19 protein-coding genes are annotated in these 21,699 nt (G+C 36.1%); 18 read left to right on the plus strand and 1 reads right to left on the minus strand.

What is annotated here, in order from left to right; translation table 11 throughout:
• Positions 1–7: 7 nt before the first annotated feature.
• From ABI125_08490 to ABI125_08515, 6 genes are all read left to right on the plus strand, one after another.
• Positions 8–913: a FecR domain-containing protein gene (locus ABI125_08490; GenBank protein XCF04766.1), complete on the plus strand. Its 906-nt coding sequence runs from the start codon at positions 8–10 to the stop codon at positions 911–913.
• Complete coding sequence (locus tag ABI125_08495; protein ID XCF04767.1) at positions 906–3,428, plus strand: TonB-dependent receptor; 2,523 nt, start codon at positions 906–908, stop codon at positions 3,426–3,428. The genes ABI125_08490 and ABI125_08495 overlap by 8 nt, the downstream gene beginning before the upstream one ends.
• Positions 3,429–3,561: 133 nt before the next feature.
• On the plus strand, positions 3,562–4,263 hold the full coding sequence (locus ABI125_08500) for a hypothetical protein (GenBank protein ID XCF04768.1): 702 nt from the start codon (positions 3,562–3,564) through the stop codon (positions 4,261–4,263).
• A gap of 84 nt (positions 4,264–4,347) precedes the next feature.
• Entirely contained in the window at positions 4,348–4,788 is a 441-nt protein-coding gene (locus tag ABI125_08505) for a hypothetical protein (protein ID XCF04769.1), read from the plus strand.
• Between the two features lie 119 nt (positions 4,789–4,907).
• On the plus strand, positions 4,908–7,322 hold the full coding sequence (locus ABI125_08510) for a TonB-dependent receptor (GenBank protein ID XCF04770.1): 2,415 nt from the start codon (positions 4,908–4,910) through the stop codon (positions 7,320–7,322).
• A 198-nt stretch (positions 7,323–7,520) separates the two neighbouring features.
• Positions 7,521–7,973 (plus strand): PepSY-like domain-containing protein, encoded by a 453-nt coding sequence (locus tag ABI125_08515; protein XCF04771.1) that lies wholly within the window; start codon positions 7,521–7,523, stop codon positions 7,971–7,973.
• Positions 7,974–8,069: 96 nt separating this feature from the next.
• On the opposite strand, the gene ABI125_08520 is transcribed toward ABI125_08515, so the two are convergent.
• Positions 8,070–8,810, minus strand: a complete 741-nt coding sequence (locus tag ABI125_08520; GenBank protein ID XCF04772.1) for a phosphatase PAP2 family protein — start codon at positions 8,808–8,810, stop codon at positions 8,070–8,072.
• Between the two features lie 159 nt (positions 8,811–8,969).
• Between ABI125_08520 and ABI125_08525 the strand changes: the two genes are divergently transcribed.
• From ABI125_08525 to ABI125_08580, 12 genes are all read left to right on the plus strand, one after another.
• Positions 8,970–10,946 (plus strand): LTA synthase family protein, encoded by a 1,977-nt coding sequence (locus ABI125_08525; GenBank protein XCF04773.1) that lies wholly within the window; start codon positions 8,970–8,972, stop codon positions 10,944–10,946.
• Between the two features lie 2 nt (positions 10,947–10,948).
• Positions 10,949–11,830: a diacylglycerol kinase family protein gene (locus ABI125_08530; protein ID XCF04774.1), complete on the plus strand. Its 882-nt coding sequence runs from the start codon at positions 10,949–10,951 to the stop codon at positions 11,828–11,830.
• A 113-nt stretch (positions 11,831–11,943) separates the two neighbouring features.
• A complete protein-coding gene (locus ABI125_08535) occupies positions 11,944–12,519 on the plus strand; it encodes a phosphatase PAP2 family protein (protein ID XCF04775.1) in 576 nt (191 codons plus the stop codon).
• Between the two features lie 20 nt (positions 12,520–12,539).
• The gene (locus tag ABI125_08540; GenBank protein ID XCF04776.1) at positions 12,540–13,109 is read left to right on the plus strand and encodes a phosphatase PAP2 family protein; all 570 of its coding nucleotides are present in this window, start codon (positions 12,540–12,542) and stop codon (positions 13,107–13,109) included.
• Positions 13,110–13,114: 5 nt separating this feature from the next.
• Entirely contained in the window at positions 13,115–13,714 is a 600-nt protein-coding gene (locus tag ABI125_08545) for an HD domain-containing protein (protein XCF04777.1), read from the plus strand.
• 169 nt (positions 13,715–13,883) lie between these two features.
• Positions 13,884–14,762 carry a phosphatase PAP2 family protein gene (locus ABI125_08550; protein ID XCF04778.1) on the plus strand — a complete coding sequence of 293 codons (879 nt, stop codon included), beginning with the start codon at positions 13,884–13,886 and terminating at the stop codon, positions 14,760–14,762.
• Positions 14,763–14,851: 89 nt separating this feature from the next.
• Positions 14,852–16,591, plus strand: a complete 1,740-nt coding sequence (locus ABI125_08555; GenBank protein ID XCF04779.1) for a hypothetical protein — start codon at positions 14,852–14,854, stop codon at positions 16,589–16,591.
• Positions 16,592–16,600: 9 nt separating this feature from the next.
• Positions 16,601–17,317, plus strand: coding sequence for a hypothetical protein (locus ABI125_08560; GenBank protein ID XCF04780.1), 717 nt, complete (start codon positions 16,601–16,603; stop codon positions 17,315–17,317).
• A gap of 388 nt (positions 17,318–17,705) precedes the next feature.
• A complete protein-coding gene (locus tag ABI125_08565) occupies positions 17,706–19,493 on the plus strand; it encodes a ParB/RepB/Spo0J family partition protein (protein XCF04781.1) in 1,788 nt (595 codons plus the stop codon).
• A gap of 841 nt (positions 19,494–20,334) precedes the next feature.
• Positions 20,335–20,670 carry a single-stranded DNA-binding protein gene (ssb, locus tag ABI125_08570; protein ID XCF04782.1) on the plus strand — a complete coding sequence of 112 codons (336 nt, stop codon included), beginning with the start codon at positions 20,335–20,337 and terminating at the stop codon, positions 20,668–20,670.
• 77 nt (positions 20,671–20,747) lie between these two features.
• Positions 20,748–21,197, plus strand: a complete 450-nt coding sequence (locus ABI125_08575) for a JAB domain-containing protein (GenBank protein ID XCF04783.1) — start codon at positions 20,748–20,750, stop codon at positions 21,195–21,197.
• Positions 21,198–21,213: 16 nt separating this feature from the next.
• Positions 21,214–21,411 (plus strand): hypothetical protein, encoded by a 198-nt coding sequence (locus tag ABI125_08580; protein ID XCF07891.1) that lies wholly within the window; start codon positions 21,214–21,216, stop codon positions 21,409–21,411.
• The last annotated feature ends 288 nt before the right edge of the window (positions 21,412–21,699 follow it).

Below are 21,699 nucleotides of genomic sequence, written 5' to 3' on the forward strand. Positions count from 1 at the left end.
ACTAAAAATGAATAAAGAGGATTTACTGATAAAATGGCTTGACGGTGAGCTGAATGATGCTGAATTAGCATCGTTTAAGCAGCTTCCTGAGTATGAGTCGTATAAAAAATTATATGATAATGCGTCTTACTTTAAATCGCCAGTTATCAGTAAAGAAGAGCAATATGCTAACTTTAAATCAATATTGGAAAAAGAAACTTCAACATTTAATTATAAGACTTCGATAAAATACGTTTTACGTATTGCCGCTGTTCTCGTTATTGGCTTTGGCTTATATTTTACAGTAATAAAAGAAGATGTAGTTAAAGTAAATACATTGGTAGCACAACAAATTACTCTAGATTTACCAGACAGTTCCGAAATAATTGTAAATGCAGATTCTTACATAAAATACAACGAAAAAGATTGGGACAAAAAAAGAGCTCTTACACTCGATGGCGAAGCCTTCTTCAAAGTGGCCAAAGGTAGAAAGTTTGACGTGAAAACAGATTTAGGAACTGTTTCTGTATTAGGTACTCAATTTAATGTAAAACAAAGAGGCAAGCTGTTGGAAGTGCAATGTTTTGAGGGATTGGTAAGCGTAGCCTTTGGCACATCAAACATTAAATTGCCAGCTGGTCGCACGTTACGGCTTGCAAATGGTAATTTTTCAGAAGGCAAAACAGCATTGCTTAAACCTTCTTGGATAGACGGTAAAAGCACTTTTACCGGTGTTCCTTACAGTGAAGTTATTGCAGAGTTTGAAAGGCAATTTGATGTGACTATTGTTTTAAGTAACTTTGATAAGGACAAAATATTTACAGGAAGCTTTACCAACGACAATAAAGAGTTGGCTTTAAAATCCATTACGCAACCCTTTAAACTGCGCTATGAAGTGAACGGTAACCAAATAAGAATATTCAAATATGAGTAAAAAAGAACTGCTTAATTTTTTATGTATTTCTTTTTTTTTATGGACTCATTACCTCACTTCACAAACGCTACAAGAGAAACAATTTCTTACTGAAGTTCTTAAAACATTAGAAGTACGATACAACTGTAACTTTTCATACGCTAATGACGATATTAAAACTATTAAAATCGTCCCACCTTCTAACCAGCTGTCGCTAAAAGATGCTTTAAACTACCTTATAAAACAGACGGATTTAAGTTTTAATGTACTTGGAAACGGACTCATTACCATTGTTAAACCAGATGCTGAACTATATAGTATTTGCGGTACTATTTTAGATAGCCAAACAGGACTTCCCATTGAGTCGGTGAGAATTGCTATTAATTCAAAATTTACTGTCAGTGATAAAAATGGTTTTTTCAGAGTAAAGGACGTTAAACTTGCTGATACGCTGAAGTTTTACCGTATGAGCTACAAAGATGATTTTCTTACAATTAATAAAAATACCAATAGGAACTGTTTGAATATTGTTTTGGTACCAGATGTAGAAGAATTGAATGAGGTCATTGTTTCCAATTTTATAACCAAGGGTATTAATAAAACCTCAAGTGGTGCTATCAACATTAACTATAATCAGTTTGGTATTCTACCAGGTCTTATTGATACAGACGCCTTACAGACTGTGCAAACCATACCAGGAATTAATAGTTTAGATGAAACGGTAACAAATATTAATATAAGAGGTGGGTCTCACGACCAGAACTTGATTACTTGGAACCATATTAAAATGTATCAGACTGGTCATTTTTTTAGCTTAATTTCTGCATTTAACCCGAGTATTACAGATAGGGTTAAGCTCTTTAAAAACGGAAGTCCAGCGGAATATACAGATGGTGTTTCGGGTACGATTGATATTCATAGTTCCAACAAAGTAGCAAACAAAATCAAATCTACAGTAAGTTTAAATCTAATAGAAGGCAATGTATTATTTGACGTTCCGATAGGCAAAAAGGCATCGTTACAACTTTCTGGAAGACGTTCTTATAGTGATATTTTTAATACTATTACCTCAGAGAATTATTTTAAGAATGCCTTTCAAAACACAGAAATTTTTCAAAACATTGAGGATGTCATTTCAGAAAGAGATAACTTTAAATTTTATGATATTGAAGCTATTTTAAACTACAACATTTCACAAAATGATAAACTTAAAATAAGCTTCATCACTATGGACAATGACCTTTCTTTTTTTGAAAGTGCATTTATTAATAATGAAGAAGTATCCAAACAGAGCACCTCTAAACAAAACAATAGAGCAATAGGCCTGTGGTATCAGCATCGTTGGAATGATAAGTTGCAGACCAAGTTACAGTTGTATGGTCTTACCTATAATTTACAAGCCCAAAATGCCGATATACTTAACGTTAAACAATTGGTTCAAGAAAATAGCATAGATGAAACAGACGTAAAGATTACTTCAAACTATGTATTTAATAATCATATATCCGTTACGGCAGGTTACAATTTTAACGAGTCAGGTATTTATAATTTAGAGGAATCCAACAATCCACTATTCAGAATTTTTTCTAAAGATGTATTGCGGAAACACGCCCTTTTTACAGAAGGTGTTTTTGATTGGTTTGATGGAAAGACCATATTTAAACCTGGTGTACGTATCAATTATATACAACCGCTTAATGAAATCATAGTAGAGCCAAGGTTGAGTTTCAATCAAGAAATTTCAGAAAATTTATTATTTAATGTTTTAGGCGAATTTAAACACCAAACCACAACGCAGACTGTGGATTTTCAGAATGATTTTCTTGGTGTAGAGAACAGACGTTGGATTGCATCCAACAATAAAGATATACCCATAATAAAAAGCAAACAACTTTCCACAGGTTTCACCTATAAAAATAATAATTGGTTAGTAGATGTTGATGTGTATTATAAGGATGTTGAAGGCGTGGTTGCCCAAAGTCAAGAATTTCAAAATCAATACCAATTTAGTAAAGCAACAGGCAAGTATGCTGGTATAGGTATAGATGTTTTTATTAGTAAAAAAATTAATGATTTGAGTCTTTGGGGTAGTTATTCCTACCAAGATTTAAACTATGAATTCGAAACACTTCGGGCATCCAAGTTTCCAAATAACTTCAACATCAACCACGCCTTAAACCTCGGTGTTTCCTATAATTATCAAGGCTTCAAAATAGCTACAGGTTTGCAATGGCGAACAGGAAAGGCAGCTACTAATCTAGTAAATGGGAATGAAGTCGTTAACAATACAATCAATTACGAACCGGCAAACTCAAGCAATTTACCGTATTATTTTAGGTGGGATGCTTCAATGACTTATGATTTTACAATAAGAAACTCTGTAAACGTTAGTACAGGAATATCTTTGTGGAATATTACCGATAAAAGAAATATTATCGATAGATATTTCGAGTTTACAGATGTTAATTTCCCTTCACCAGTAACACAAAACGCGTTACAATTTACACCAAATGCCCTTGTTAGAGTAAAGTTTTAGACTTAAAAAAACATTTTAAATGATTGTTTATCAGTGTTTTGTGTGTTTTTTGAAATTTCTTTGTTTTAAAAGGGTAAACTTTAGGTATTGTGTTGTTTCATATATAAAAGATAATAACCCAAATCAATTTATTATGAAAAATTTATTAGTAACAACAGTAATACTTTGTGTGCTTAGCTTGGTGAGTTGTAGTAAAGACAACCCAATAGGAACAGGCAATGCAACTTTGCAAATTACGGCTGGTCTTGCCAACTCAAGTACTTCTGGCAGACAAATGACATCAAAAAACACGTCATCAAGAGTAAATCAAAATCTTGAATTTACTTCAGGTTACGTGTGGGTAAGTGAGATTGTATTTTATGGCACTTTAGAGTCTGGCAATTTTGTGACCAGAAATGTAGAACGCTTTTCAAAAATAGATTTTGAAATAGGTATTGCAACACCAAGTCTTGATGATGTAACTATTCCTGCTGGCACCTATACAGATGTCTATTTAGGTGTAGAATTAAGGGATGAAGACAGCCAACCTTCTGTAATTATGGAAGGCACATATACGCATTCAAACAGCACGGTGATTCCTATTCGTTTCGAGTTTAATTCAGGCGAAGTATTTGAAGCAGAGACCTCTCAACAGGTCATAGTAAACGAAAACGAAACAGCCTTATCAAAAATCGTATTTGACCCTCAAGTATGGTTTAGTGTGGTATCCACAAATGCATTGGATAATGCAACTCTTACTGATGGTGTAATCATCATCAGTGAAAGTAAAAACGAAGCTATTTTTGATTTAGTTGCAGACCGATTAGATGTAAGTACAGAATCTACCTTTCAATAAAAATTAAAACATATTACATTTCATCGATAAAATATATTCTTTTATCGGTATTATTAAAAATAGAGTTTAACCCAAATTAACATAATGATGAGAAATTTTTTAAAACTTATTGTAGTAGTAATGGCTTTTGTTGCCTTTGTAGGTTGTAGTAAAGACGACCCAGCACCAACAGCCACAATTAAAGTAAACAATGCAGTTGTAGCCAATGATGATGATTTTACTGGTGATATTAACGGTGATTTTACTGGTGATGGCGGAAGTGTAACTAGAACATTTAACTGGCAAAATGCTTTAACTACAGCAGATTATAATGCAGATATTACGACTACTGAGGCAGGCATGTTTACAATGGTTGTTAGGGATGCCGATGGTGCAGTTGTTCTGGATAGGTCTCTTGATGGTGCAGTTGAACCTGATTCTTTTTCAGGGGTAACCTCTTCGGGCACATCTGGGATTTGGTCGGTAACAATTTCTGTAACTAATTTTAACGGTGATGGCAGCTTTTCATTAAGTGAAGGCAATTAAGTAAACCTTTTTTATGTCCCATAACCAGCCAACCATAATTTTATGGTTGGTTTTTTTGTTTCTTTAATTTCTCTTTAGATTTTAACCTTACGTTTGGAGCATAAATTATAAATTAAAAAATGAAAATTACCCTTACCACAATTCTACTTTTTCTAATAACTTTAGTAAATGCACAAGAAGCAATTACCATTGCAGGGCAAGTTATAGATGGTGAAACCAAAGAATCCTTACCTTTTGTTACAGTTGCTGTTAAAGATGAAGCTACAAACACCATTATAACAGGAACCATAACTGATGATGATGGCCGTTTTGAAATACTGGATTTAAAAACAGGAAAATACATCGTAAATATTGCCTATTTAGGTTTTGAAACGGTAGAGCGAAAAATTGCTTCTGGCGGATTAAACCCCATTTTCGATTTAGGTAAAATAGAACTAAAACCTTCTGCAGAGGCTTTAGATGAAGTGACCATTGAAGGAAAACGGGCAACTGTAAATTCTGCGCTCGATAAAAAGTCTTTTGGTCTTACTGATAATGTGGCTCAATCCGGAGGTTCGGTAGTGGATGCCATGAAAACAATGCCAGGTGTTGCCTTCGACCAAGAAGGAAAAGTGGTGCTTCGTGGCAGTGATAAAGTGGTCGTGTTAATAGATGGCAAACAATCGAGTCTTACAGGTTTTGGTAATCAAAAAGGATTAAGCAATATTCCTGCCTCCAATATTGAACGTATTGAAATCATCAATAATCCATCCGCAAAATACGATGCTAATGGTTTTGCAGGTATTGTAAACATTGTTTACAAAAAAGAAAAGCAAACAGGCTTAAATGGTGATGTTGGTTTGTCTTTTGGTTTGGGTGCTTTATCCAAACGAAAAGCCGATACACCAACCGACTATGGGAGTTTTTCGGTCAATCCGAAACTTATTCCGAGCTTAAACTTGAATTATAGAACCAAAAAAATGAACTATTTTCTACAATCTGAATTTATCATTCAAGAAGCCTTACCAAATAACGAATTTACCACTAGAAATTATGACGATGGACGAAATATCATTTCACAAGTGCCTGAAAACAGAAGGCAATTTCGTTCTATTGTTACAGGGGGATTGGATTGGGAATTAAGCGATAATGATGCCATTACATTTTCTGGAATGTTTGATCGTGAAAAGCATATTGATACCTCGCAAGTTGCTTTTATTAATTTGAATACTAACGCTCGTAACCGGCTATATACTTGGAAAGAAGAAGAAGTTACCAGTTTTATAAATGTGGCTGCTAATTACAAACACAACTTTCCGCAAGCGGGTCATTCACTATCTGCAAACGCTCAATATACACGAGGTTTGGAAGATGAAAGTTACTTTTTAAATGATAGCTCAGAAGTACGTATTGGTAGAGATATGACCAATATTAGGGCTATCGAGCATACTACAAGTTTATCATCCGATTATACCAAAGCTTTAAAAGCGGGTAAAATTGAGGCAGGTTTAAAGTTACGATTTAGAAATCTGCCCGTAGATTATACGATCAACAGGGGCAACCAATCTATTATTTACCCTGATTTGGGCGAATTTTCCATATGGAAAGAAAATCTTTATGCGCTTTATGGAAATTACCTTTTAGAAAAAGAACATTTTGACGTTGAAGCAGGGTTACGTGCAGAACAAACCGATGTATCTTATGTACTTGACCCTCAAAATGCCTATTATCCAAGCAATGACAGGTATGATTATTTTGAATTATTTCCAAGTGTACGATTTACTTATAAATTAAATGGAAAAAATAAACTTTCGATATTTTATAACAGAAGAATAGACAGACCAGGCGAACCTGAATTGCGAATTTTTCCAAAGTATGATGACCCAGAGTTATTGAAGGTAGGAAATCCATATTTACGTCCGCAAACCACTAATAGCTTTGAAGTAGCCCATCGATACAATTGGAGTTCTGGCTCATTGTTTTCTGCGGTGTACCACCGAGAAATCAACGATGCTTATTTACGCATATTTAGCATAGACAATAGCAATCCACAATATGATATTGTAAACAGAATTTATTCTAATGTAGATAGTAGTACCAATTCAGGAATAGAGTTATTGTTTAGTCAGGATATTAGCAGTTTTTGGAAGCTGACAGCTAGCGCAAACCTTTACGTCAACCATATTGATGCTTATCAAGGGATGTTATTGTTTCCTACCGAACGTACATTTAATATTGGCACTTCAGATGATGAGGCAGGTGACTTTAAAATTTCGAATAGCTTTAACTTACCCAAGGAATTAGAGTTGCAGCTAACAGGTTTGTGGTACAGTCCTCGAAATATTCCACAAGGTGAAGAGCTAGCGCGTTCATCAATAGATTTAGGGTTGAAAAAATCCATTTGGGATAAAAAGGGGGAAATCACATTATCTGCTAGTGACTTATTCAATAATTTTGGATTAAGACAGCGCATCACAGGAGAAGGGTTCACAGCGCTTTACGAGAACTATTATGAAACCCAAATTATCAGGTTGGGCATGAAATATAAATTTTAAAGCTTTAAAAGCTCTTAGAGAAAACTTAATAAGTGAAAATAACAATGATTATTTAAACACTTTGACTAAGGCGCGCTATTATTGTGGCGTGTTTTTTTATTAAAATAATGTTAATTGAAATTTACTTTAGATTTCCTTAAAACCGTCTTTAGAATCTGGTGTTACATTTATACTATCAATAATTTAAATACAATAAAAATGAAGACATTTAAGGTATTATTAGGAGCTTTTTTGGTAACAATACTATTTGCCTTTGCTTCGGGAGGAGATAAAGCACCGCAAAAAGTAAAAAACGCTTTTGCGAAGAAATTTCCAGCGGCGAAAAAAGTAAAATGGGAAAAAGAAAATGCTACAGAATGGGAAGCTGAATTTAAAATAAACAAGGTGAAATATTGTGCTAACTTTTTTGAAGATGGCACTTGGACCGAAACAGAGCATGAGATCGATGAAAAAGACATCCCTCAAAATGTTAAAGCTACATTAACATCATCATTCCCTGGATATGAAATGGAAGAAGCAGAAATCTCTGAAACCCATGATGGATCGATATATGAATTTGAAATTGAAAAAGGAGAGGCCGAGATGGAAGTAGCTATAGATAAGAACGGCAAAATTGTAAATCAAGAAGTAAAAAAGGAAGATAAAGATTAGTGTTAAGTTGAGTTTTCATAATTGACTGGTTGTAGTTTTTTGATTAAAACCCTTAAACTTTTATAGGTTAAGGGTTTGGTACTGTTGCTAATTAGCTTAAAAGGTTTTACTCAAATAAAACCCATATTGGCTATGGTCTATTTGTGGAATAAGAGTAACGCCTTTTACTTTTTTAAACGGGTTCCATTTTATAATAGGGTCAAAAAGATACACCAACTCGGTGACTAAAATTCCGATGCCAGCACTTACAATCACATCACTAATCCAATGCGCATTGTTCATTACCCTAAAAGCACCAGTAGTTGTAGCTAGGGCATAACCACTATAGGCTAACAAAGGTGAAGAATTCTTAAATTCTTGATATAACACACCAGCATTGGTGAATGCAAAAGAGGTATGTCCTGATGGAAATGATTGTAAATCGTCACCGCCATTAGGTCTTCGTTTATTGGTCGATTGTTTTAATCTGAACGTTATAAAATCAGATACTATTATGGCTATGGTTAGGTTTTTGGTCTGGTCGAACCAGTGATTTTTAGAGGGAACACCCAAAGCATCGGCTATGTACATCTCAGCAATCGGTGCATAACGTGCATAATCATCAAAGCCAAATGCAAAATCGTTTCCTACGGCATTTCTAACATCGCGTTGAAAATTCCTCTCAAAACCACTACCACTTATTAGTGTACCACCAATAATTAAAGATACTGGAAGAATACTTTTTTTAAGAAAGGTTTTACTTTTCTTGATTTTGGTTGCAATAGAGTCTTGTTGCGCATTAGATTTAGGCATTATCATTACAAACAAGAAAACTATCAAAGCGTATTTTAATTTCATAAGCCATAAGTGTTAAAAACCTAAACTTACGCATTAAATCTTAATGCATTCTAAAGGTGGCTCTATCAAGATATGATAGCATGTAAGAAGTCAACTTTAATTTTTCTTTAGATTCTGCAATTATTTTCGTTGGGAATTAATTATTAATCATACCCAACAATGTCAAAACTATTTCCGAAGCGATTTGCTTTACTCAAAGCCTATATTGGTTTGTTTTTAATCTTATCGTTTATAGTAAGATTAAGTTTCTTGATTTGGAATTTTTCCGAAGTAGATAAAAACCTATTCACGTTAGGAAACACATTTATCATTGGTTTTTTATTTGATGTAGCTACAATTTCGTTTTTTGCAATTCCGTATATAATTTATCTATTGCTTTTTCCAAAACGTTTCAATGGTTCGGTAGTCGATAAAGTTATTACCTATTTTGGTTTTTCGTTAGGAGTGTTAATTGTTTTCTTTTCATTTTTTGGAGAATTTACATTTTGGGATGAGTTTCAAAGACGCTATAATTTTATTGCTGTAGATTATCTTATTTATACCTATGAAGTTGTAAAGAACATCAACGAGTCTTATCCGTTACCGATTTTAATTTCTACAATGTTGGCTTTGGTTCTGGCAAGTATATTTATTGTCTATAAATTAGGATATTTCAGTAAAGCTTTTAATAGTGAAACAACTTTTAAACCCAAATTGATTGCTGCGCTTCCTTGGTTTACGATTGTTATTATTAGCGTTTTTTTCATTACGAACAAACAAGCCGATTTCTCTAAAAATAGATATAATAATGAATTAGCTAAATCTGGAATTTATTCATTCTTTGCGGCCTTTAGAAATAACGAATTGCCTTATAATGAATTTTATAAAACCATTCCAAAAGAGCAAGCGTTCCAAACGGTTAAATCCAGTTTTTCAGATTCAAAAAACACGTTTGTAAATCCAAGAGAAGATGCTATTTACAGGTCAATTGTAAATTCAGATAGCATCTCAAGACCATTGAAACCTAACGTCATTTTTATTTGTATAGAAAGTTTAAGTGGTAGTTTTTTAAAGACTTTTGGAGGTAAAAGTAACATTACACCAGTATTGGATTCACTAGCCAATAATGGTCTGTTTTTCGAAAATTTTTATGCCACAGGAACACGAACTGTTAGGGGAATGGAAGCCATAACCTTATCCATTCCGCCAACTCCAGGTCGTAGCATTGTAAAGCGAAAAAATAATCAAGGCTTATTTACTATTGGAGAAGTGTTTAAACAACAAGGTTATGAGCGCAACTTCTTTTACGGAGGTGATGGGTATTTTGATAATATGAACACCTATTTTGGAGGTAATGGCTTTAATATCGTAGATAGGGGACGGGGTTTTTTATTGGATAAAAGCATTGCAACCACACGAACTAATATTGAAGATGACGAAGTGACTTTTGAAAATGCCTGGGGAGTTTGCGATATGGATATTTACAATAAAGTATTGAAAGAAGCAGACAAAGCTCACGAAACTGGAAGGCCATTTTTCGATTTCGTAATGACCACTTCTAACCATAAACCATATACCTATCCAGAAGGTAAAATTGATATTCCTTCTGGAGCAGGACGACATGGTGCGGTAAAATATACCGATTATGCTATTGGCCAATTTATTAAAAAGGCAAAGCAGAAACCTTGGTTTAAAAATACGGTGTTTGTTATCATGAGTGACCATTGTGCCAGTAGTGCTGGCCGATGGGAATTGGATGTGCAAAATTACCATATTCCAGCATTGATTTTCAATTTGCCAAATCAGCAACCCGAAAAAGTGGACAAATTGGCTTCTCAAATTGATTTGTTTCCTACGCTTTTCTCATTACTGAATTGGGATTATGAATCTAACCTTTTCGGAAAAGATATTCTATCCATGCAACCAAAAGATGAACGTGCATTTATAGGGAATTATAGAAAACTAGGTTATTTAAAGGATCATAAAGTTTTGGTTTTAGATGAACAGAAAAACGCTCATTTCTATTCTTGGAATCCTGAAGATAATAGTTTAACAAGTATTCCTTCCGAAGAACAATTTGAACAAAAGAGTATTGCTTTCTATCAGGTAGCTGACGATTTGTACAGAAGCGAGGGTTTAAAAATTAAGAATGAGTAAAAGTGATAGATATTCATTTCATAGTTAACCCAATAGCTGGTTCTGGTCATCATAGCTTTTCAGTACCATTCCTTCGGGATTATTTTGAAGCGGACAGATATACTATTACCATTAAATCTTCAGCATTTAAAGGTAACGCTATTGATTTGACTAAAGAATCCATCAACGAAAAAGCTGATATCATTGTGGCTTGTGGTGGTGATGGAACTATAAATGAAGTGGCTTCTACTCTGGTCGGAACAACAATTCCTTTAGGAATAGTTCCTATTGGTTCAGGCAATGGATTAGCTTGTAATTTAAACATTCCTAAAAATATCCAAAAGGCACTCTACATTATTAAAAATAATCAAACCACGAACATAGATGTTGGTTGTGTTAACCAACGCTATTTCTTTAGCAATACGGGTTTTGGTTTTACTGCACATGTGATTCAAAATTATGAAGCATTACAAACCAGAACATTGTGGTGTTACTTAAAGGCATCTTTAAAATCCTTTCAGCAATATTCTAAAAAAAATGGTGTAGTTATTAGTGTTAACGATAAAACAGAGTTGGTGAATCCATTTTTAATTTTTGTTTCCAACTCAAATGTTATGGGTTATAACGTGAGTTTGACACCGAAAGCATCCTTAAAAGATGGGCTTTTAGATGTCATTATAGTGCCAAAAATAAGCAAGTTGAAAATGTTGCTTTTCGGATTTTGTATGCTTATTAATAAGATTGGTTTATTGAAAGAAGTAAGATATTACCAAACAAACGAATTAACACTTTCAAGAAAACAAGGTGCATTTTTCGAATCTCAGATTGATGGAGAAATATCAAAAATTAATGACACAATACTTTCAATATCAATTAAAAAAGAATCTTTAAGTGTCTTAATATGAATCAACTAATGTGTCGGGAGGACAGCTTTAAATTTTCTTAAGATTTCCCAACTACATTTATTATAAAATAAACTGCATATACAGAAAGCTACTTTAATTAAAACACCCAATTAATGATATCAAAGCATCTAAAATTCTTATGGCTGTTATGCACAGTTTTATTTTTACCCACAATTCCGCTTCAAGCTCAAGATACAAGTGAGACAAAACCACAAGTAGGAACAACCCAAAAAATAGGCGACGTTATTCTTTTTGCATTACCTGCTGCTACGGTAGGAACCTCATTTATTATTGGTGATGAAAAAGGCGCGTGGCAGTTCACTAAAGGACTTTTGCTCACCACAGGTGTTACTTACGGACTTAAGTTAAGCATCAATAAACAACGTCCAGATATGAGTAACGATAACTCATTTCCGTCTGGCCATACCTCTACAGTATTTCATAGTGCAGGATATATTCATAGACGCTATGGGTTTAAATATAGTATTCCAGCTTACGCACTTGCAGGGTTTACAGCAGCTAGTAGAATTGATTCAAAAAAACACGACATACTCGATGTATTGGCTGGTGCAGCAATAGGTTTGGGGAGCAATTTGCTATTTACTACGGAATACCAACAGGAGCACATGGAACTCACCTTTAACAGTAATGACGGAAACTATCTACTCGGTTTCTCCTATAAATTTTAACTGAACTATATTTTTTTAAAATGAAAAAAACAATTTTGCTTTTAGTGGCTTTCATGCCTTTTATAATCTTAGCCCAAGACATTGATTCGCCTTCAGAAATTAGAAGAGAAACAACTTATGAAGTATTAGGGGATTATGGGCAACATTTACCAGCGTTAACCTCTTTGGTTATGATTATTGCAAAAAAAGACAAAAAAGGATTTTGGCAGTTTGCAAAATCGTATGGTACTACTTTGGCTCTAACCTACGGGCTAAAATATGCTATTGATAAGCCAAGACCAGATGGTAGAACAGATGGTAAAGCATTTCCATCAGGACATACATCTGTAGCCTTTTCCGGAGCTTCTTTTTTACAACGTCGCTATGGTTGGGAGTATGGGATACCTGCCTATGTTGTTGCGGGCTTGGTGGCGTACAGCAGACTAGAAGGTATTAATGAAAGACACGATGGTTGGGATGTCTTAGGTGGTGCATTGGTCGGAATTGGGAGTACCTATTTATTTACAACACCTTTCCAAAAAGAACATTATGAACTCACGTTTAGTGGTGGAGACGGAAACTACTTGCTTGGTTTCAAATATAAATTTTAGACAGGATGAATTCAATAGTTCGCAAAGTAAAAAAACATTGCCTCGATTTGCTAATGCACAGTCGTTGTAAAGTGTTGCCATTTCATTGTGTACAACACACTTTGGAAGTGTACAAAAATGTACAAACTATTGGTAAGCAAGAAAAATGTAATGCAGAAGAATTTGAAATTTTGAAAATAGCTGCACTATTTCACGACACGGGAGTTTCTGCCACCTATAAAGGTCACGAGGATATAAGTGCCAACAATGCACACCTATTTTTGAGCGATTTGAAATATCCAGTTAACAAAATCGCAGAAGTGATGAACTGTATCAACGCAACTAAAATGCCACAAAACCCTAAAACAAAGTTAGAGCAGATTATTTGTGATGCTGATTTATTCCATTTGTCCACGAAAGTATATATGCTTAAAAACGAATTATTACGTATAGAATGGAAAACCTATATGAATCTAATTTTTACAGACCAAGATTGGTTTAAGCTAAATCTCGATTTTTTATCAGAGCACCATTACCATACAAACTATGGTAAAAATGTGCTTCAAGAAAAGAAAAAGAAGAATATTGAATTATTGGAAAAGTTGTTGGCGGAAGTCATAGCTTAATCCATTAACAATAAAATATTAAGAACAATATAGATAATTTTGATTACATTTATTTATGAGGCAGAACTACAATTATACACTTTTGTTTAAAGTACTAATAGTTGTTTGTTGTTTCATAATCCCAAACAGAAACAACGCACAACAACTTGAAGATTCACAAACCTTCGAAATGAAAGATGGAACAACCTTTACCTATACTGAGCCCAAGTTTTTCGATATGTTTCGGTACATTCCAAATGATGTATATGAATTTGGAAAATATACAGTCCAAAAAGAAAACTTACTTTATACTGGAATGGCGGTTGGTGGTACGTTGGCTTTAATACCATTTGACCAAAAGTTACTGGACAACGCACAAGAATTGGGCGAACCACTTGGTTTAGCAGAAGATGTGAGCTATACTAGACTTTTAGGTATAGAGGTGCTTCCAAAAGATATTAATGGAACAATTTACTACATCGGAAATGGGTTAACACCAATTCTGTTAAGTGGTGGTTTTTATATCGCCGGAAAAATCAATAACGATTATCGCGCATTAAATACATCAAGTGAATTAATAGAAGTGTTGTTGTCTTCTGGTGTGAGCACGCAAATAATCAAAAGAATAACAGGAAGACAAAGCCCAAGTGCAGCGATTGAAAGTGGAAACCCAGGAGGTCATTGGACACCCTTTCCAAGTTTTAAGGCTTACCAAACCAATACGCCAAATTACGATGCCATGCCATCTGGCCATATGACGACCTATATAGCTGCTCTAACTGTAATCACAACCAATTATCCAGACGTTAAGTGGCTTAGACCAGTAGGATATACAATTGCAGGAGTTATGGCCTTTCAAATGATGAGTTCTCGGGTTCATTGGGTGTCAGACTATCCATTTGCTATTTTAATGGGTTACGTTATAGGAAAAAATGCAGCTAATCGCAGAATTAAAAGACAAGTAAAACATGGTGTTACAGGCGAAATAATCGAACCAAGATTTAAAACCGATTTTATGTTTTCGTCGCATTCAGGTTATAATATGGCAGGTGTTGTGATTACGTTTTGAGATATTAATCTAAATTATATTTCACTTCATTTCAACTGAGCGGACAATATATTTTTTAACTTGTTAGATTAATCTAAAAAGTATAAAAATTGTTTAAACTCGGAATAACCTTTGAAGCCTGTTTCCCTAATGAAGAACGAGGCACTTTAAAAGAATACTTATCAGGAATCGATAAAGTAGACCTACTTAAAATGTGCTCTTTCTTTTTAGGTTTCAATGCGGAGAAATCTAGATACTCAGATATCATACATTTTTTGCGAATGTTTTTCGGTCCTGAAAACGCTGAATTTGCTAAAACTATATATGAAAATATTTTGGAGTACATAGAAACTACAGAATATCCTATAGAAATCTATGAAGTTCCTTATGTTGTTTCTAGCTTAAAATTGTTTGAATTTATATTTGATTCGATACCTGATGAACAAGAAACAACAAAAACAAATAAGCAAATTGAACGTGATACGTTTAAGGCTTATATATTATTGAATCAGATAAATATTACTGACAGGTATTTAGTAAGTAAGCAAATAAAAGAAGAAAACAATATAAGACCAACACCAGCTCAAGCGCTTCTAGAAATAAGTTTTCATAATAATGACCTTATAAACTTCAGAGTAGATAAGCTTTTTGATGCTCAATTTAAAAGAGCGTTGCTATATTTCCAATTTCTAAAAGATAGAGATGACTGCGAGGCTTTACTAAATGCATTTTATGCCCATTATGGTGTAACAGATTATAGAGATTATCTGAAACGATTGTTAGGGATAACCCATTCTGTTTTAATGAAGGATGTGGAATCTCATACTGAAATCCATCTTGAAGAACAAGAAAGTATGGCGTTCATTGATAAGCATGTAGCCAATGTAGATGAATCAATTACCGAAGTAGATTTCCTTAAAGTTAGGAGCAATCCTCTATATAAATTTGAAGAAGATAAATACAGAATAATTTCGCCATTATTTACAATCGAAATGATTTATAATGGACTCTATTTTAGGCTGAAATCAATCAATAAAAAATTGCCTGATAAAGACAAAGTAGCTAAATTATATGACCTAAAGACTTATGAATTTAGCGAACAGTATGTTTTATCAAAATTATTAAAGGAAATCTACGGAAATAGATACGTACAGAAATCTGGAGCAGAGTTGGATGGAATTATGCAAGGCGCACCAGATTACTATATGAGGAACGGCAAATACATTCATCTTTATGAGTCTAAAGATATTTTAATTACTAAGGAAAGTAAACAAACATTAGATTACAGAGATTTAGAAAATGAGCTTAGGATTAAGCTTTATGAAAATGAAAAAGGGAGTCCTAAAGCAGTCAAACAATTAGTTGAATCTATTAGAAAAATATTAGCTGGAGAAGCAATTTACGACCCAAACATTCCTTTGGCAACAGTTCAAATATTTCCAGTATTGATTCTGCATTACAGAATGTTTAATGCAGCTGGATTAAATAGTGTAATTAATTCGTGGTTTACTAATGAGTTGCTGAAATTAGAAGAATTGGGATTAGATATTTCTAGGATTCATGACCTTGTAATTATTGATGTTGATACTTTAATCTTTAATAAAGATGCATTAATTCAAAGAAAAATCACAATTCAAAATGCACTACTTGAATATGAGATAAATTATTTAAGGTTTAATTTAGCAACTGCTAGACCAAGACCAAGAAGTCGTGAAGAAGCCAATTCAATGTTTGAAAAATCATTGGCACCTTTCTCATTTTTTTTGGATAACAAAATTGAACTATTAGGTTTTCAGAGGTCAGGTAAAGACTTGTTGGAGAAGGCAGGCATTTTGTTTGAAGAAGAGTAAAGTTTAGATATGATAGACGAACTAAAACAGCTATATCTGCGCTTCAATTATACAGACGAAAAAGGTTTCATATTCAATGCGCCAACTCTAAAAGAAGGAGAGCATATATCCATAGGTTTTGATAATAAAAGAAGAGAATTTAACATTCATTTTACCGATGATACAATTAATGAGGCTGGTGCTAAAAGAAGAAATTATATTTTTGTACTTTCAGCGTTTCGCTTCTTTCTTTTCTTAAAACGTTTTGAGTTATTGTATAATCAAAGCATTCTAAATCTTGTATTAAGTTCAAAAACTAATTTTGGTAAATTAAAGAAATACAAACTAATTATAAACACCTTTATTTCTTCTGATGAGGCTGAAGATAAACTCATTCATAAAAGGAAAAATGGTAAACATTGGAAATTTAGAGAAAATTTTGATATTGATGATATCCTAGAAAATTATAAATATTTTGAAGAATCCGATTTGTCAAACAATAGCTTTTATTACGCTTATAAGCTTAAGAAGAACAATTTATCACTACAAGGCATCATATTTAAGTTTGAAAATTTAAATACTATATATTTCATACCAATAAAAAAATGGAACCGTTTTATGAGGCAAATGGTTATTGCCATGTATAATTATTTCAATACATATCCTACCGAAGAAACTTTGCCTTTCAGACAACTAATGTACGACAGTCTTAAACACCCCTGTTTTAATAATGACGATGGTAAGTAACTGTAAAATTAGCTTTCAAAAACCAGCTTAGCACATTTCCCTACATTTCGTTACTCTACATTCCTGGAAAAGAGCTTCACTAGAAGTCTTGAACACAATTCCAAAGTTCTAGATTTCCACTTCGCTTGATGCTGCCTAATCCCGAAACTTCGGGAGCAGCTCGTTACATTCCCAATATAAAACTTTGGAATAGCGTCCGCTTAAAAAGTGGGGGATATCTATATCAATATTGGTACAAAGTTAAACCCGTAAAATACTTCCATCAAAAGACTTCGGCATAAATCCGGCGCGCTCTCCCATGCCCGTTTATTCCGATTCCTTTTGAGCCAAGATTTTATCTTCCGTTTGGTCCGCTGCTCAAATATTGTTTAACTAAAATTTGAGTATTATGACAACAAAAGCAAGTACCCCAAGAAAGCGCAGTAGCGGAAAGACGACTGCCAACAAAGCACTGAACGGCAAGGAAGCCTTGGCACTCCAGGTCCAGGAACTGCCCATGGGCAAAATAAAGCCCGATCCCGGCCAGCCGAGGAAGACCTTCGATGAAAAGTCCCTGAGCCTGCTTTCCCAAAGCATCAAGGAGCACGGCGTGCTCCAGCCCATCACGGTAAGGGAATCCGGAAAGGGCTTTACCATCGTCATGGGCGAGCGCCGCTACCGGGCCAGTAAGCTGGCCGGAAAGAAAACGATTCCCTGCATGGTCCGCAATTATGGGAATGGTGACGTCCTCGAAGTCCAGATCATCGAGAACCTGCAACGGAAGGACGTGGAACCTACCGAAGAAGCGGAGGCCATCGCCTATCTGCACGAAAAGCATTCTCCGGGCGAAATCGCAAAGCGTCTGGGGCGGACGGACAATTTTGTTCGGCAACGGTTGAAATTGGCCGGACTGATAGACGGTTTCAAGCAGTATGTACGTAATGGAGAAATGACGATATCCTTGGGTGTGGCCGTGGCCCTTTTTGAACCCGAGGAACAGCAGATGATGCTGGAAGCCATGGACGGTGAATTCAACGCCAATAGGATGAAAAGGATGGTCGAAGAACAGACCTATGATCTACAGAATGCGCCCTTCGACGTTTCGGACAAAGCATTGGCGCCAAAAGCAGATGCCTGTACCGACTGCCCGTTCAATGCCGCCAATCAGGGCAACCTGTTCGGCGAGGGCAAGATGGTATGCACCAGGTCGGCCTGCTTTGAATCCAAAAAGTCCATGTCACTTATGAATCTGATTGACAGGTGCAAAAAAGAGAACAGGCTGCTCATCCCCGAGATACGCAAATATTGGCTTGATGACGAAAACAACCGAGCCATCGTTTCACTGCTCGAAAACAAAGGGCTGAAAGTCCATTTGCTGGATGAGGTAAGGACCATCGAAGCACCCGTGGAACCGACCATGGGTTCGGTAAGGCACGAGCACCGTTTCTATGACTATACCGAAGAAGAGCTGAAAGCCAAATTAGAAGAAGCCCTCGAAGCTTATCGAGAGCAATTGGCAAGCTATGGAGAGGCAGAAGGGAACGGATATACCAAGGGCATTCTCTTTCATCCCAAATCCTACCAAAAAAGGGAGGCCTTTGTAAAAGTAATCGAGCCTTCCGGAAATGAACAGAATATCAGTTCCGTGCCAATCGATAAAAAGAAAATGGACGATTGTACACCGAAGGAACAGATCATCAAAATGAACCTGCGTGAAAACCGCAAGAAGCAGATAGAGAACAACAGGCAGTTTGAGGAAGTGGCCAAGATGATCAGGGAAACAGATTATGTGGACATGAAGAAACCGCTTTCGGTGGATGAAATGGTCGCCATATCGATTTCGCTTCTCGAAAACAATGTGGGCTATATAGGCGAGGAGAAATATTTTTCGGATCTGTTCGAGGGCACGGCAGAAATGACCAAGGCCGAAACTGTCGAAAGCTTCCGGAAAAACTTCAAAAAGGAAACGTTCCACAGGCTCCTCCGGTTCATGATCGCCAAGCAGGTGCATTTAGGAGAGGGCAACCATACCAACGACCTGACGAACCTATCGTTCTACAATGCCGTACAGCGGTATTACGGGAAGGAAATTGCGGCCATCGAAAAGGAGTATGCCGAAAAACGGGACAAGCGGGAGGCCCGCTTGAAGGAGCGCATCGCCGTCCTTGAAAGGAAAATACAGGAACACGGCGATTAGCATTTGTTGTCAGTAGGAGGGTCGGCATCCGTGCCGGCCTTCTTTTTTCTTTCAAAAGCAAGTTTGTCGCTTATTTATGTCATAATCAAATTAATTGTCGTTAATAAGCAACATTTTAATGTGTTTCAATCCAGTTCTCATATCCCACTCAGCACATTGCCCTGTACTGCGCGATTCCCCACAAAAGGGCTTATAGCCACTCCGCTCCGGGCAAAGCGCTTCACTACAAAAATCTTGGCCCTATCCGTTTTTTTTTGCTGACTGCATTCCGTTTGCCCGTACCGCGCTGCCGGTACGGGACACTCCATTACGCATCAATAAAAACGGATAAGTCCGCTCTCCACAACGGAAAGCCACCGCTACGGTTTTCTTGACGTGATTTTCGGCAAGCCCTTCTTGGGGGCTTGCACGGAAATCCCTAAAAACCGCACCGTTGGCCTGCGCATTTTAAGGGGTTTATAATGGATAAAGCCTTTTGCCGTTTTTCGGGGCATCGAAAAACGGGCAGGGCATAACCAATTCTAGATTAAAACCAATCGCTCGCCTCGCTCAACTTTCCGTACGCTCAGGTCACAACTGGCTTTAAGAGAATTGCTAATGCCCTTGTGGAACCTGTCAAGACCGTGCAAGTTACGGTAAAAAATAGGGTCTCTACTTCCTTGAAATCCCAAGGGATTTGCTACGTCGCAGACACTCCCGATTTTTTACCGTAAGCCTTGACAGAACCCACTTTATCCATTGTGCTGTGCACGAAAGAAATCATACAACGCACCCCTTAAAATTCAGTATCGAATGAAATGGATGGACAGGGGGAATTATTAACCTTTTAAATTTTTAAGTCATGAGTACATTAAGAAACAAAGTACAGTTGATCGGGAACGTAGGACAAGAGCCTGCCGTTACCAAGTTGGACAGCGGTAAAAAAGTAGCTCGGGTTTCATTGGCGACCAATGAGAACTACAAAAACTCCAAAGGAGAAAAAGAGACCAACACCCATTGGCATACCATTGTCGCCTGGGGCAAGACCGCAGACATTATCGAGAAGTATGTAGGCAAGGGCAAGGAGATTGCCATTGAGGGGAAACTGACCTCCCGTTCCTATGAGGACAAAGAGGGCGTAAAACGCTATGTAACCGAAGTGGTGGCTTCTGAAATCCTACTGTTGGGAAGCCAATAAAAAGCAAAGAGGGCACTGAAACCAGTTTTCAATTAGAACGTGCCCTCTTTTAATCATTCACTTAAAATAAATGAACAATGAACGATAAAGTTAACGAAATAAAGATAAGTTACCGCGAAAAAATCAGTACGCTGAAATCAAGCCCCATCAAAAGTTCGTCGCAGGCTGCCGAACTGATATTTAAAAATTGGGACAAGAACACCATAGGGCTGCATGAAACCTTTAAAATCCTATTGCTCAACAATGCCAATAAGGTGAAGGGCGTGTATCCGTTATCGAGCGGAAGCATAACGGGGACATTGGTCGATATCCGTATTCTGTTTGCTATTGTGCTCAAAACATTATCTGTGGGCGTTTTGTTGGCGCATAACCACCCAAGTTATAAGCTCTACCCAAGTGAATCCGACAAAAGGCTCACCGAGAAAATAAAACAGGCGGCACAGATTTTGGATGTTGCGGTGCTGGACCACATCATCATAACCCCAGATGGTGGATACTATAGTTTTGCGGATAACGGTCTATTATAATGAAATCTTGAAAATAATGGTCTATTTGAACTATAACAACCTTGATGGCGATACCCAAAACCGTTTGCTTTCCATGTCCAAAAAAGATATTGAAAGGCGCTTTGGGAAACAATTGAGAGACTATGCCAGGGAGCACTTCGTCAATTATGAAACCCTGTTGGAAGAAGAAGCGATACGGAATCTATACAATTATAAGTATGTTTTCAACATCTGAACATCAAACTGCACCAAACAAGCTCATTGATTATGATGGGCTTTTTTTGTGCATAATCCCTTGAAATCACTATCTTTAAAGCATGGCTTGTTAAGCCATTTTGGTCATTCACAATTCCATCCCGTCAGTTATCGGGATAGATGATTTGACTTTCCTTGCATGACCATATCAGCACAATTGAAATAAGGCATCTACCTTGGTGGGATGTCCGAAAATTTTTTGTCCCTGCGGGACAAAAATCGAGGAGCAAGAGGGTAACACGCTCTGCGGTGTTTCTGTTCGATTTTT

This window comes from Tamlana crocina, from assembly GCA_040429635.1.
In the GTDB taxonomy this organism is placed as follows: Bacteria; Bacteroidota; Bacteroidia; order Flavobacteriales; family Flavobacteriaceae; genus Flavisericum; species Flavisericum crocinum.

Bases quoted from the DNA above. Each gene is read 5' to 3' on its own strand.
- ABI125_08490 (XCF04766.1), top strand. From the start codon at position 8: ATGAATAAAGAGGATTTACTGATAAAATGGCTTGACGGTGAGCTGAAT.
- ABI125_08495 (XCF04767.1), top strand. From the start codon at position 906: ATGAGTAAAAAAGAACTGCTTAATTTTTTATGTATTTCTTTTTTTTTA.
- ABI125_08500 (XCF04768.1), top strand. From the start codon at position 3,562: ATGAAAAATTTATTAGTAACAACAGTAATACTTTGTGTGCTTAGCTTG.
- ABI125_08505 (XCF04769.1), top strand. From the start codon at position 4,348: ATGATGAGAAATTTTTTAAAACTTATTGTAGTAGTAATGGCTTTTGTT.
- ABI125_08510 (XCF04770.1), top strand. From the start codon at position 4,908: ATGAAAATTACCCTTACCACAATTCTACTTTTTCTAATAACTTTAGTA.
- ABI125_08515 (XCF04771.1), top strand. From the start codon at position 7,521: ATGAAGACATTTAAGGTATTATTAGGAGCTTTTTTGGTAACAATACTA.
- ABI125_08520 (XCF04772.1), bottom strand. From the start codon at position 8,810: ATGAAATTAAAATACGCTTTGATAGTTTTCTTGTTTGTAATGATAATG.
- ABI125_08525 (XCF04773.1), top strand. From the start codon at position 8,970: ATGTCAAAACTATTTCCGAAGCGATTTGCTTTACTCAAAGCCTATATT.
- ABI125_08535 (XCF04775.1), top strand. From the start codon at position 11,944: ATGATATCAAAGCATCTAAAATTCTTATGGCTGTTATGCACAGTTTTA.
- ABI125_08540 (XCF04776.1), top strand. From the start codon at position 12,540: ATGAAAAAAACAATTTTGCTTTTAGTGGCTTTCATGCCTTTTATAATC.
- ABI125_08545 (XCF04777.1), top strand. From the start codon at position 13,115: ATGAATTCAATAGTTCGCAAAGTAAAAAAACATTGCCTCGATTTGCTA.
- ABI125_08550 (XCF04778.1), top strand. From the start codon at position 13,884: ATGAAAGATGGAACAACCTTTACCTATACTGAGCCCAAGTTTTTCGAT.
- ABI125_08560 (XCF04780.1), top strand. From the start codon at position 16,601: ATGATAGACGAACTAAAACAGCTATATCTGCGCTTCAATTATACAGAC.
- ABI125_08565 (XCF04781.1), top strand. From the start codon at position 17,706: ATGACAACAAAAGCAAGTACCCCAAGAAAGCGCAGTAGCGGAAAGACG.
- ssb (XCF04782.1), top strand. From the start codon at position 20,335: ATGAGTACATTAAGAAACAAAGTACAGTTGATCGGGAACGTAGGACAA.
- ABI125_08575 (XCF04783.1), top strand. From the start codon at position 20,748: ATGAACGATAAAGTTAACGAAATAAAGATAAGTTACCGCGAAAAAATC.
- ABI125_08580 (XCF07891.1), top strand. From the start codon at position 21,214: ATGGTCTATTTGAACTATAACAACCTTGATGGCGATACCCAAAACCGT.